This is a genomic window from Bradyrhizobium sp. TM102, from assembly GCF_009176685.1.
Taxonomy (GTDB): Bacteria; Pseudomonadota; Alphaproteobacteria; order Rhizobiales; family Xanthobacteraceae; genus Bradyrhizobium; species Bradyrhizobium ottawaense.
Genome location: NZ_AP021855.1, coordinates 5,847,914 through 5,859,975 on the forward strand (window position 1 = coordinate 5,847,914; position 12,062 = coordinate 5,859,975).

Consider the following 12,062-nt stretch of genomic DNA (forward strand, 5'->3'; position numbering starts at 1 on the left):
ACCATGGCTGACGAGACGCCATCCGACAGCAAGCTGACGCGCACCAAGGAGAAATGGGCGCGCGAGGGCCGCTTCCTCACAGGGAAGATCACGCGGCCGGAGGACCAACGGCTGCCGCCCGGCCAGCACCTCACCAAGGACTGGCCTGTGCTCGATCTCGGAGTCGTGCCGCCGGTGTCACGCGAGCGCTGGCGGCTCGACGTCTACGGCGCGATCGAGAGCCCCGTGTTCTGGACCTTCGACGAATTCATCGCGCAGAAGCAGGCCCGGTTCACCTCCGACATCCATTGCGTCACCACCTGGTCGCGCTACGACAATGAGTGGGAAGGGCTTGCCACGCGCGAGCTGCTCGCGGCCTGCCAGCCGCGCGAGGATGCACGCTTCGTGACGCTGCATTCCCATGACGGCTACACCACCAACCTCGCGCTGGAAGACTTTGCCGCCGAGGATGCGCTGCTCGCCCATAGCTGGTCCGGCCAGCCGCTGACGGAGGAGCATGGCGGCCCGGTGCGGCTGGTCGTGCCGCATCTCTATTTCTGGAAGAGCGCGAAATGGCTCCAGGCCATCGAATTCCTGACCGCGGACGCGCCCGGCTTCTGGGAGGTCCGCGGCTATCATAATCGCGGCGACCCCTGGGCCGAGCAACGCTATTCCGACGATTAGAATTCAAGCAGGAACGAGGGGAAGCCCATGTCGACGGAGCGCTTTCAATTCACGGGCGAAGGCGGACATCAGCTTGCCGCCGCGCTGGAGTTGCCGGACGGCGAGCCCGCGGCCTACGCGCTGTTTGCGCACTGCTTCACCTGCGGCAAGGATACGCTCGCCGCCAAGCGCATCTCGGTCGCGCTGGCAGCCAAAGGCATCGCGGTCCTGCGCTTCGACTTCACCGGGCTCGGCTCGAGCGAAGGCGATTTCGCCAATTCGACCTTTTCGTCCAACGTCGCCGATCTCGTCCGCGCAGCCGACCATCTGCGCAACGCCCGCAAGGCGCCGTCGCTCCTGATCGGCCACAGCCTCGGCGGCGCTGCGATCCTCGCGGCAGCCGGACATATCCCGGAAGCCAGGGCAGTTGTGACCATCGCGGCGCCATCCGATCCGGCGCACGTGACCGGCCTCTTCAGGGAGCATCTCGACAACATCCGCGCGCAGGGCGAGGTCGAGGTCTCGCTCGCAGGACGCCCGTTCCGGATCAAGCGCGAGTTCCTCGACGACATCGCCGAGCACGAGCTGATGAAGGACATCACGGGGCTGCACAAGGCGCTGCTGGTGATGCACTCGCCGGTCGACGACACCGTCGGCATCGACAATGCGACCAAGATCTTCGTTGCGGCCAGGCACCCCAAGAGCTTCGTCTCGCTCGACCATGCCGATCATCTGCTCGCCAAGCCCGCCGACGCGCTCTATGCGGCCGATCTGATCGCGGCCTGGTCGAGCCGCTACATCGACACGGCAAAGCCCGCGAAGGCGATGGATCTGCCTGAGGCGCCGCGCCAGGTCGTGGTCCGGGAGACCCGCAAGAGCAAGTTCAACCAGATCATCAGCGTCGGCCCGCATCAGCTTGTGGCAGACGAGCCGGTGGCTGCCGGCGGCGAGGACGCCGGCCCCGGGCCCTACGATTTCCTGCTCGCCGGCTTGGGCGCGTGCACTTCCATGACCATGCGTCTCTATGCCGACCGCAAATCGCTGCCGCTCGACCGCGTCACCGTTACGCTGAAGCATTCGAAAATCTACGCCAAGGATTGCGCGGAGTGCGACACGCGCGAGGGCATGCTCGACCAGATCGAGCGCGACATCGCAATCGACGGCGCGCTGGATGCCGAGCAGCGCAAGAAGCTGATGGAGATCGCCGACAAGTGCCCGGTGCATCGGACACTGACCTCGGAGATCCGCATCGTGACGAAGGCCGTGGGCTAGCGCGACTGCGCTAGAAGCACGATGCCATCGTCCGCAATGCCGCGCTGATCTCGTTCTCACGCCAGGCCGCAAAACCGAGCAGCAGGCCATGATCCCGCGGCCGGTCCAGCGCCAGGCTGGACAGCGCCCGCGTTTCGACGCCCGCGGCAGCCAGTCGTTTGACTGCCGCCCGATCGGCGGTGCCGCGTTTGAGACGGGCGACGAGCTGGATGCCGCCCGCAGGCACTTCGACCGAGAGCATCTCGCCCAGATGGCGCTCCAGTCCTGCAACGAGGTGGTCGCGGCGCGCGTGATAGAGCCGGCGCATCCGGCGCAGATGCGCGAGGATATGCCCGTCGGCGATGAACTCGGCCAGCGCTTCCTGGATGTGGCTCGCGGCAATCAACCCGATGTGCCGCTGCGCGATTTCCAACGTGCTGACCAATGCCGACGGCACGACGAGATAGCCGAGTCGGATATCCGATGTCATCACCTTCGAGAAGGTACCGACATAGAACACGCGGCCATGGGCATCGAGGCCTTGCAAGGCAGGCACCGGCCGGCTGTCATAGTGGAATTCGCCGTCATAATCGTCCTCCACGATCCAGGTCTTGCCGGGCATGCACAGCCCGAGAAATTCGGTGCGGCGCGCCAGTGACATCATCCGTCCGGTGGGATGCTGGTGCGATGGCGTCATGAAGATCAATTTCGGAGCCGCGAGACCCGGCATCCGCTGCATGCCCTCCGTGTCCAGCCTCATGCCGGTCACGCGCGCGCCGGAGGCGCGGAAAGCGGCGGCCGCGCCGGGATAGCCGGGATCCTCGACCCAGACCTCGTCGCCGGGGGAGATGAGAACTGCCGCGATCAAGGTCAGCGCGGTCTGCGCGCTCGGCAGGATCATGACCTGCTCTGCCGTGGCGCGAACGCCTCTGCTCGCGGCCAGATAATGCGCGAGCCCCTCGCGCAGGCGCGTTCGGTTGACGGGTCCGAGCTCGCGTTTGGCCGCACGCACGGCGCTGCGGCGCAGGCAGCGAGCCCAGATCTCGTTCGGAAACTCCCGCGCATCTCCAAGCCCTGGCCGCAACGGTCTGAGCGGCACCTGATAGGACATCGGCCAGTCGGTCTGCTTGAGCTGCGAGGCCCAGGGTGAAAGCCGCAGCTTGCCGGTGCGCACGCGCGCCGCAACGGCCTCCGCTCCTTGACGCCGTTCGCCGCCGTCGACGGTGACCACCGGACGGCGGCCGTGCGACGCCGCGAGATATCCCTCCGCGGCGAGCTGCTCGAACGCATAGGTGACGGTGTTGCGGGAAACGCCGAGATCGCTGGCGAGCCGGCGGCTTGAGGGGAGCGTGCGGCCTTTGCCGAGGCGGCCGGTCGCGATCAAGCCTCGGAGCTGGCTCGTCAGTTGAGCCACCAGCCCGTCGTCGCCGGCCCGCTTCAGGTCGATCAGGGCCGAGATCATATCGTCCAAAACTGGCACCTTGTTCCTTTCCGATCTGGCGCTTTTGTGGGTACCAGTGCGGATGCTATCGGCCGGACCGGACTGCTTCAAGGATCTTGCGATGAACTCCCTGTCCTCCCGCGCGGCCGTCGGCCTGTTCCTCATCGTCGTGCTGGCCTGGGGCGTGAACTGGTCGGTGACGAAGCAATTGGTGCAGCTCGTCCCGCCGCTGTGGAGCTCGGCGATCCGGAGCTGGATCGCGCTGGCAGGATTGTTTGTCATCCTCGGACTGAGCAACAATCTCGTGATTCCGGAGCGGCGCGACGTGCCGGTGGTCCTCAGCGTCGCGCTGCTGCACATGACGCTCTTCTCCATTCTGGTCGCGGCCGGCCTGCGCTTCCTGCCCGCGAGCAAGGGCATCGTGCTCGGCTACACCACGCCGCTCTGGGTCGCGATTGCGGCGCCCCTGCTCGGGAAGGACACGCTGACCGCACCCAAGCTTGCCGGCGCCCTGCTCGGACTGATCGGCCTTGCCGTGATCCTGAATCCGTCCTCAATAGACTGGGGCAATGCCAACGTCGTGCTCGGCGCCGGCATGGTCATCCTGGCCGCGATCTCGTGGGCTGCGAATATCATCTACATCCGCGCGCATCGCTGGATCGCCTCCCCGCTTCAGCTCCTGATCTGGCAGGTGCTCGTGGCCACGGTGATACTCTCGACCCTGGCGATGGTCATCGACGGGCTGCCGCACGTGGAATGGTCGTGGCGGCTGGCTATGCTGTTCCTGTACTCCGGCCTGATCGGAACCGCGCTGGCCTATTGGGCGATGTCGATGGTCAACAAGAGCATCTCGGCGCTGACGACGTCGCTTGGCACCACCGGGACGCCGCTCGTCGGTATCGCCAGTGCCGCGATCCTGCTGGGCGAGCCCCTCGACTTGAGCCTTGCTGTCGCGGCCGGATTGATCGTCACCGGCATAGGACTTGCGACGCTCGGCGACCGGCTGTTGCGCGGTCAGGCCATCGCGAGCGGCTGAACCCGCAGCACGCCACGCAGACCTGCGGTCGTGCCGAGCAGGATGCCGGCGAGCGCGACGAACGAGCCCAGCGCCAGCGTCGACACGCCCGTGAGCCCCTGCCCGATCGAGCAGCCGAATGCCATCACGCCGCCGATGCCCATCAGCGCGGCGCCGCTGCCGGAGCGCAGCATGTGGCGCGGCGAGGAATAGCCCTCAAGCTTGAAGCGGCCCGTGGCGAGTGCGGTGATCAGGCTGCCGGTGAAGACGCCGGCGACCGTCGCAATACCGAAATTGAGCGTCAGGCCGGTCGAGAGCATGGCGTATTGCAGCGCGTCCGCGATCGGCGCGATGAAGGTGAGCGAGGTCACCGGCACCGGATTGAAGTCGTCGGCACCGAGATAGCCGGTGACGAGCCAGCCCGCGGCAACGAGCAGGCCGACGATGATTCCCGCTGCGATCTGACCGGGCGAGCGGCGGAAGGCCGGATGCGCGAAGGCAAACAGGATCAGCACGACGACGAGCACGGCGGCAGCCAGCGCGCGCGAAAGAGCTTCAGCTGGGCCAAGCGTCGCCAGCAGCGACGGCAGCGAATTGGCGCTGACGGTGGTTTGCGAGGCCTGAACCAGCGCGATGCGCGCCGGTGCGATCAGACCCTTGAGGGTCATCTGCGCAGCGATGGCGAGCACGATCACGACGACGAAGGAGCGGAGATTGCCGCGGCCGAGCAGCACCAGGGCGCGCGAGCCGCAGCCGTTCGACAGCACCATGCCGTAACCAAACAGCACCCCGCCGAGGAACAGCACCGGCGCCGAGAACGTCTGCTGCAGGTAGATCGACTTGCCCAAATCGGCCATGCCGTTGCCGGCAAGGAACTGGCTGGCGGCGATCGCGACGGCGATCGCCAGCGCATAGGTCCGCGCCAGCCGCCCGTCTCCTTGCGCGAGCCAGCCGCGCATGCTGCTCATCAGGCAGAAGCCGCTGAGCAAACCGACGGCGCCGTAGACAAGGCCGATGGCGAGGCCGGCGAAGATGACGAGTGCTGCGGACGAATCCATGATTACGGCTTCAGGACCACGCGATCCCGCGAAGAGCCGGCGACCGCGACATACGCCTCCTTGGCGCGCTCCAGCGGATAGACGGCATTCGCCTTGATCGGGAACGGCTTCAGCTGGCCGCTCGCAAAGCCCGCGCCGAGATCGCGCAGCACCGCGCCAGTCGCGGCCGACGACAGGCCGAGCGTGTCGATGCCGACATAGGTGTGCTGGCCCCGGTAGAATTCGAGGATGTTGAACTGCACGATGCGGTCGATCGCGGCGATCAGGATCTGGCGGCCACGCAATGCGAGCGATTTGTGCGCGGCCTGGAAATAGGGATCTCCGACGGTATTGAAGACGATGTCGGCGCCCTTGCCGCCGGTCAATTCGCGCACGCGCGTGGCGACGTCGGTCGCGGACGCGTCGATCACCTCGATGGGGGCATTGGTGTGGCCTTCGTAAGCCTCTGCCTTGCGTACCACGCCGATGACGCGCGCGCCCTGCCAGGTCGCGATCTGCACCGCGGCCTGGCCGACCTTGCCATTGACGCCGAACACCAAAACATTCTCGCCGTTCTTCGGCACGCCCGCGCGGCGAAAACCTTCCATCGCGGTGACGAAGGGCACGCCGATGCCGGCGGCCTCCTCCCAGGACACCGTCTTCGGCTTATCGACGACGGCGTCAGCTTCGACGACGAGATGGGTTGCGTGAGTGCCGTCGCGGCGGATGCCGAGATCCCCGGAGGAGCCGAACACCTCGCGGCCGACCGTGCCGGCCGGCCCGTCGATCACCACGCCGGAATAGTCGCGGCCCGGCGTGCGCGGGAATACGGCATAGGGCATCGACCCGGTCGCGGCCTTCACGTCGGAGGGATTGACGGCGGCGGCCTTCACCTCGATCAGGAGATCATTGGGGCCGCGCGTCAGCGTGTGACGCTCGACCACCGGCGCAACCGCCGCGGCGTTCTCGGCCTTGGCATTGAGGCGCACACAGCGCGCTTCGATGGTTTTGGTATCGGCTGGCGACATGAAAAGACCCGCGATTTCTCGCGGGCCTTGTCGCCTTTGGGGCCGATCAAGTCAATCGGTCAAGTCCGGTCAAATCAGTCCTTGGGCCGCTTATCGTAGAGGCGTTTGGCCTTGCCCAGCGAGCGTTCCAGCGTGGCGGGCGCGACCACCTGCACTCTGGAGGTGATGCCGATGGTGTTCTTGATGTGCGTCGAAATCTGGTCGGCATGGTCGAGAAGACCGCGGCCGTCCCAGCTTTCGGATCGCGCCTCCGCGATGATGGTCAGCTCGTCCATACGGCCTTCGCGGGTCAGTTCCAGGATGAAGTGGCCGCCGCACCAATCGGTCGCGAGCAGCACCTCCTCGATCTGGGTCGGGAACAGGTTGACGCCGCGCAGGATGATCATGTCGTCCGAGCGGCCCGTCACCTTCTCCATCCGCCGCATGCCCGGCCGCGCCGTACCCGGCAGCAGCCGCGTCAGGTCGCGGGTGCGATATCGGATCACCGGAAAGGCTTCCTTGGTGAGCGAGGTGAAGACCAACTCGCCCTTTTCCCCGTCGGGCAGCACGGCACCGGTCTCGGGATCGATCACCTCGGGGTAGAAATGATCCTCCCAGATGTGCAAGCCATCCTTGGTCTCGATGCATTCCTGGGCGACGCCGGGGCCGATCACTTCGGACAGACCATAGATATCGGTCGCGTCCATGTCGAAGGCCTCTTCGATCTCACCGCGCATCGCATTGGTCCAGGGCTCGGCGCCGAAGATGCCGACCTTGAGCGAGCATTGGCGCGGGTCGAGCTTCTGACGCTTGAACTCGTCGAGGATCGCCAGCATGTAGCTCGGCGTCACCGTGATGATGTCGGGCCTGAAATCGTTAATGAGCTGCACCTGCCGCTCGGTCATGCCGCCGGAGATCGGCACCACGGTGCAGCCGAGTTTTTCGGCGCCGTAATGCACGCCAAGGCCGCCGGTGAAGAGGCCATAGCCGTAGGCGTTGTGGATGATCATGCCGGTGCGGCCGCCGGCGGCGCGGATCGAGCGCGCCATCACGTCCGACCAGGTGTCGATGTCTCCTTGCGTATACCCCACCACGATCGGCTTGCCGGTCGTGCCGGAGGACGCATGCACGCGCACCAGCTTTTCGCGCGGCACGGCGAACATGTTGAAGGGATAGTTGTCGCGTAGATCCGTTTTCACCGTGAACGGGAATTTCGCGAGATCGGAGAGCTCGCGAAAATCGGACGGATGCACGCCGGCCTCGTCGAAGGCCTTGCGATAATGCGCCACGTTGTCATAGGCGTGCTTCAGCGACCAGGTCAGCCGCTGCTTCTGCAGCGCCATGATCTCGTCGCGCGAGGCGCGCTCATGCGCGTCCATCTCGGCGCTATAGGCGCTGCCGCCTTCCTTGAGTCTCGTCAAAGCCATCTTCGCTTCCCACCATTGATTAGTTTTTTCTTGATTGATTATTGGTTCTGCGTCGGCAGCCACGTGCCGGGAATGACACGCGAGTGTCCGCGGAATTCGGCGATGACGGTATCGCCTGCGGTAACTCGCACGTCATAGATGCCGGAGCGGCCGCCGCGGGTGACCTCGCACGCCTTCGCAACAAGGCGATCGCCGAGCCTGCCCGGCTTGATGAAGGTGATCTGCCCCTGCGCTGCGACCACGCGTTCGTTGTGCGAGTTGCAGGCAAAGGCGAAGGCGGAATCGGCGAGTGTGAAGATGAAGCCGCCATGGGCGATGCGCTGGCCGTTGACCATATCCGGCCGCACCGTCATCCCGAGCGTTGCATAGCCGGGGCCAATCTCCACGATCTCCATGCCGAGCCCTTTGGAGGCATCGTCCTCCGCCCACATCGCCTCAGCGCAGGCGCGGGCAACATCCTCGGGCGACAGGGCAGCTTTGACGTTCACGCGCTTCTCCCGGCCAGATGGTTTTCCATGATGTTCTGCTGGTTGGCCAAAACTGTCAAATAATGCGACGCATTTGCATCGCCGGCGTCTGAAGCACCTGCTCAGACATGGTCATAATCGACCACGACACGCTCCGACGACGGTTTCGCCTGGCAGGTCAGGACGAACCCGGCCTTCAACTCCCAGGGCTCCAGCGAATAGTTGATGTCCATCGGCGCCTCACCTTCGACCAGCTTGGCGCGGCAGGTCGAGCACATGCCGCCCTTGCAGGCGAAGGGCAGATCGACGCCGGCGCGTAGCGCCGCATCGAGGATCGCCTCGTCCTCGGCGACCGGAACGTCGCGGCGCTTGCCGTCGATGATCAGCGAGGCGATCGCCTTCGGCGGCGCGTCGGGCGCGACCACCTTCTTCGGCCGCGGCTTGCCGCCGAACTCGGAGACGAAGCGCTCGACGTGGATACGCTCTTCCGCGATGCCGAGCTCGCGGCAGGTGGTCTCGATGTCCTCGCTCATGCCGAGAGGGCCACAGATGTAGAGATGATCGACGCTAGCCGCCGGCACCAGCGAGCGCAGCAGCACCCTCACCTTGTCGCCGTCGAGCCGGCCATGCAGGATCGGGATGTCCTGCTCTTCGCCGGAGATAACGTGGAAGATGGAGAGGCGGTCGATGAAGCGATCCTTGAGCTCCTCGAGAGCCTCGAGAAACATGATGTTATCGGTCGTGCGGTTTCCGTAGAACAGGAAGAAGCGACTGCCTTGTTCACGCGCGAGCACGCCCTTCACGATCGACAGGATCGGCGTGATGCCGGAGCCCGCGGCAAAGCCGACATGGATGCGTGCAATATCCGCCGGCGGGACTGCACCGAAGCGCCCGGTCGGCGTCATCACGTCGAGCTCGTCGCCGCATTTGAGATCTTCGGCCGCCCAGTTCGAAAACGCGCCACCGTCGATCTTCTTCACGGCGATACGAATCTCGCCGTCATCAGGGCCGGAACAGATCGAATAGGAGCGGCGCACCTCCTCTCCGTCGAGCGTGGTGCGGAGCGTGAGGTACTGGCCGGGCGTGAAAGCGTAATCGCCGGCGAGATCGCCGGGGATGGCGAAGGTCATCGAGACGGCGTCGGACGCCTCGCGGCGAAGGTCGCTGACGGCCAGGCGATGGAAGCGCGGTGCGGCTGCTGACATGATCAATGACACTTGAAATAGTCGAAGGGTTCGCGGCAGGACTTGCAGCGCCACAGCGCCTTGCAGGAGGTCGAGCCGAATTCAGACAGCAGCTCAGTGTTTTCCGAGCCGCATTGCGGGCAGCCCACCGCCTGTTCACCAAACAGCGCCCGGCGTGAGCTTGATGCCTGCGGCGGCGCGATGCCGTAGGCGCGCAGCTTTTGGCGGCCCTCCTCGCTCATCCAGTCGGTCGTCCAGGCCGGCGACAGCACGGTGCGGACTTTTGACCGGCGAAAACCGGCGCGCTCCAGCGCCAGCTCGATTTCCAGCGCGATCATGTTCATCGCCGGACAGCCGGAATAGGTCGGCGTGATCGCGACCTCGACGTGATCGCCGTCGAGGGAAACCTCGCGCAGCACGCCGAGATCGGCGATGGTCAGCACCGGAATTTCGGGATCGACCACGCTCGCCGCAGCGTCCCAGGCGCGCCGGCGCAGTTCGCTGTCACGATCGAGCAGGCTCACCATGTCAGGCCCGGAAAGGTGCGCTGCATCGATTGCAGCTCGGACAGGAGATGGCCGAGATGTTCGCTGTGCCGGCCCACGCGGCCGCCTTGCTGCATCCAGTCATTCTGCGGCAATACCAGCGTGGCTTCGCTGACGACATCGGAAAGCGTCTGCAACCAGCGACCACGCAAGGTGCCGGGATCGATCGCGATACCAGCATGGATCAGCGCGCGCTCGCCGTCGTCGACGGCAAACATCTCGCCGGTGAAGGCCCAGAGATGATCGATCGCGGCTTGCGCGCGGGCATGACTCTCATCGGTGCCGTCGCCGAGCCGGATGAGCCACTCCGAGGCGTGGCGCAAATGATAGGCGCTCTCCTTCTCCGACTTGGCGGCAATCGCTGCCAGTGTCGTGTCGCGCGAATTCATCATCGCGCGCCAGTAGAGGTCGGCGAACGCGGAATAGAAGAACTGCCGCACCAAAGTCTGGGAAAAATCGCCGTTGGGCTGCTCCACCAGCAGCAGATTGCGGTACTGCCTGACGTCGCGCAGATAAGCGAGCTTGTCCTCGTCGTTATCCCTGCCCTCGGCCTTGGCAGCGTAGGTGTAGAGTTCGCGCGCCTGACCGATCAGGTCGAGCGCGATGTTGGAGAGCGCCATATCCTCTTCCAGCATCGGCGCATGCCCGCACCATTCCGACAGCCTGTGGCCGAGGATCAGCGCATCGTCGGCGCGGCGCAGCGCGTAGAGCACCAGCGGCGTTTCGGAGACATCGATGTTGGCGACCGGCATCACATATGTCCCACTTCTTCCGGCACCTCGTAGAACGTCGGATGCCGGTAGATCTTCGATTCCGCCGGTTCGAACATCATGGCCTTCTCGGCGGGATCGCTCGCAGTGATCGCGGTCGACGGCACGACCCAGATCGACAGGCCCTCGCCGCGGCGGGTGTAGATGTCGCGGGCGGCTTGCAGCGCCATGGTGGCATCGCTCGCATGCAGCGATCCCACATGCTTGTGCGCCAGCCCATTGCGGCTACGAATGAAGACTTCCCACAGCGGCGTGTTCGGAGTGGCCATGTTGATCTCCCTATTCCGCGGCTTGTGCGGTCTGGCGATGCGTGCGCTTGGCGGCGTAGGCGGCGGCGGCTTCGCGTACCCAGGCCCCCTCCGCATGCGCCTTGCGGCGCGCGGCCATGCGGTCGCGATTGCAGGGGCCGTTGCCGGCGAGCACCTGCTTGAACTCGGTCCAGTCGATCTCGCTGTAACGCCAGTGCCCGTCGGCATCCTGAATCATGCCGGGATCGGGGATGGTGAGGCCGAGATATTGCGCCTGCGGCACCGTGGCATCGACGAACTTCTGGCGCAGCTCGTCGTTGGAGAAACGCTTGATCTTCCACTTGGTCGAGGTGTCGCTATGCTGGCTCGTGCTATCTGGCGGGCCGAACATCATCAGCACCGGCCACCACCAGCGGTTCAGCGCATCCTGCGCCATCGCCTTCTGCTCGTCCGAGCCGCGGCACAGCGTCAGCATGATCTCGTAGCCCTGGCGCTGATGGAACGACTCCTCCTTGCAGACCCGGATCATCGCGCGCGCATAGGGGCCGTAGGAGCAGCGGCACAGCGGGATCTGGTTCATGATCGCGGCGCCGTCGACCAGCCAGCCGATGGTGCCGATATCAGCCCAGGTCAGCGTCGGATAGTTGAAGATCGAGGAGTACTTGGCTTTGCCCGCGAGCATGGCATCGACCAGCTCCTCGCGCGATGAGCCGAGCGTCTCGGCCGCAGCATAGAGATAGAGCCCGTGGCCGCACTCGTCCTGCACCTTGGCGAGCAGCGCGGCCTTGCGGCGCAGGGTCGGCGCACGGGTGATCCAGTTGCCCTCAGGCAGCATGCCGACGATTTCGGAATGGGCGTGCTGGGAAATCTGGCGTGTGAGCGTCTTGCGATAGGCCGCCGGCATCCAGTCGTTCGGCTCGATGCGCTCCTCGGCATCGATGCGGGCCTGGAACTGCGCAGCCTTGGCTGCGTCCTCAAGACCGCGGTCGTCGGTCTCGGCCGTATTCAGCGCCTGGGTGTACATGCGC

General features: G+C 65.4%; 13 protein-coding genes. 3 read left to right on the forward strand and 10 right to left on the reverse strand.

All coding sequences use genetic code 11. From position 1 onward, the window contains the following. The first annotated feature begins 3 nt into the window (after positions 1-3). Positions 4-663: a sulfite oxidase-like oxidoreductase gene (locus tag GDN70_RS27750; protein ID WP_152103299.1), complete on the forward strand. Its 660-nt coding sequence runs from the start codon at positions 4-6 to the stop codon at positions 661-663. Between the two features lie 27 nt (positions 664-690). Next, positions 691-1,914, forward strand: coding sequence for a bifunctional alpha/beta hydrolase/OsmC family protein (locus GDN70_RS27755; protein WP_152103300.1), 1,224 nt, complete (start codon positions 691-693; stop codon positions 1,912-1,914). A gap of 10 nt (positions 1,915-1,924) precedes the next feature. Here the strand turns inward: GDN70_RS27755 and GDN70_RS27760 are convergent, their stop codons facing one another. Continuing rightward, positions 1,925-3,355 carry a PLP-dependent aminotransferase family protein gene (locus GDN70_RS27760; RefSeq protein ID WP_173015965.1) on the reverse strand — a complete coding sequence of 477 codons (1,431 nt, stop codon included), beginning with the start codon at positions 3,353-3,355 and terminating at the stop codon, positions 1,925-1,927. 100 nt (positions 3,356-3,455) lie between these two features. On the opposite strand from GDN70_RS27760, the gene GDN70_RS27765 reads away from it, so the two are divergent. Next, positions 3,456-4,370, forward strand: a complete 915-nt coding sequence (locus tag GDN70_RS27765) for a DMT family transporter (protein WP_028143412.1) — start codon at positions 3,456-3,458, stop codon at positions 4,368-4,370. Here the strand turns inward: GDN70_RS27765 and GDN70_RS27770 are convergent. The 9 genes from GDN70_RS27770 to paaA all read right to left on the reverse strand — a co-directional run bounded on the left by GDN70_RS27770 (position 4,349) and on the right by paaA (position 12,058). Further along, the gene (locus tag GDN70_RS27770; protein ID WP_028143413.1) at positions 4,349-5,407 is read right to left on the reverse strand and encodes a YeeE/YedE family protein; all 1,059 of its coding nucleotides are present in this window, start codon (positions 5,405-5,407) and stop codon (positions 4,349-4,351) included. The genes GDN70_RS27765 and GDN70_RS27770 overlap by 22 nt on opposite strands. A gap of 2 nt (positions 5,408-5,409) precedes the next feature. Beyond that, a complete protein-coding gene (locus GDN70_RS27775; RefSeq protein ID WP_028143414.1) occupies positions 5,410-6,414 on the reverse strand; it encodes a zinc-binding alcohol dehydrogenase family protein in 1,005 nt (334 codons plus the stop codon). Positions 6,415-6,488: 74 nt separating this feature from the next. Further along, entirely contained in the window at positions 6,489-7,820 is a 1,332-nt protein-coding gene (gene paaK / locus GDN70_RS27780; protein WP_038972767.1) for a phenylacetate--CoA ligase PaaK, read from the reverse strand. A 38-nt stretch (positions 7,821-7,858) separates the two neighbouring features. Next, the gene (gene paaI, locus GDN70_RS27785) at positions 7,859-8,308 is read right to left on the reverse strand and encodes a hydroxyphenylacetyl-CoA thioesterase PaaI (protein ID WP_152103302.1); all 450 of its coding nucleotides are present in this window, start codon (positions 8,306-8,308) and stop codon (positions 7,859-7,861) included. Between the two features lie 101 nt (positions 8,309-8,409). Next, positions 8,410-9,492 carry a 1,2-phenylacetyl-CoA epoxidase subunit PaaE gene (gene paaE, locus GDN70_RS27790; protein WP_028143417.1) on the reverse strand — a complete coding sequence of 361 codons (1,083 nt, stop codon included), beginning with the start codon at positions 9,490-9,492 and terminating at the stop codon, positions 8,410-8,412. A gap of 2 nt (positions 9,493-9,494) precedes the next feature. Next, positions 9,495-9,998: a 1,2-phenylacetyl-CoA epoxidase subunit PaaD gene (gene paaD / locus GDN70_RS27795; protein ID WP_038947069.1), complete on the reverse strand. Its 504-nt coding sequence runs from the start codon at positions 9,996-9,998 to the stop codon at positions 9,495-9,497. After that, positions 9,992-10,768: a 1,2-phenylacetyl-CoA epoxidase subunit PaaC gene (gene paaC / locus GDN70_RS27800; RefSeq protein WP_028143419.1), complete on the reverse strand. Its 777-nt coding sequence runs from the start codon at positions 10,766-10,768 to the stop codon at positions 9,992-9,994. The genes paaD and paaC overlap by 7 nt, the downstream gene beginning before the upstream one ends. Then, on the reverse strand, positions 10,768-11,055 hold the full coding sequence (gene paaB, locus GDN70_RS27805; protein WP_028143420.1) for a 1,2-phenylacetyl-CoA epoxidase subunit PaaB: 288 nt from the start codon (positions 11,053-11,055) through the stop codon (positions 10,768-10,770). Before paaB ends, paaC begins: the two co-directional genes overlap by 1 nt. Positions 11,056-11,065: 10 nt before the next feature. Then, positions 11,066-12,058, reverse strand: coding sequence for a 1,2-phenylacetyl-CoA epoxidase subunit PaaA (paaA, locus tag GDN70_RS27810; protein WP_038947068.1), 993 nt, complete (start codon positions 12,056-12,058; stop codon positions 11,066-11,068). Positions 12,059-12,062: the final 4 nt, after the last annotated feature.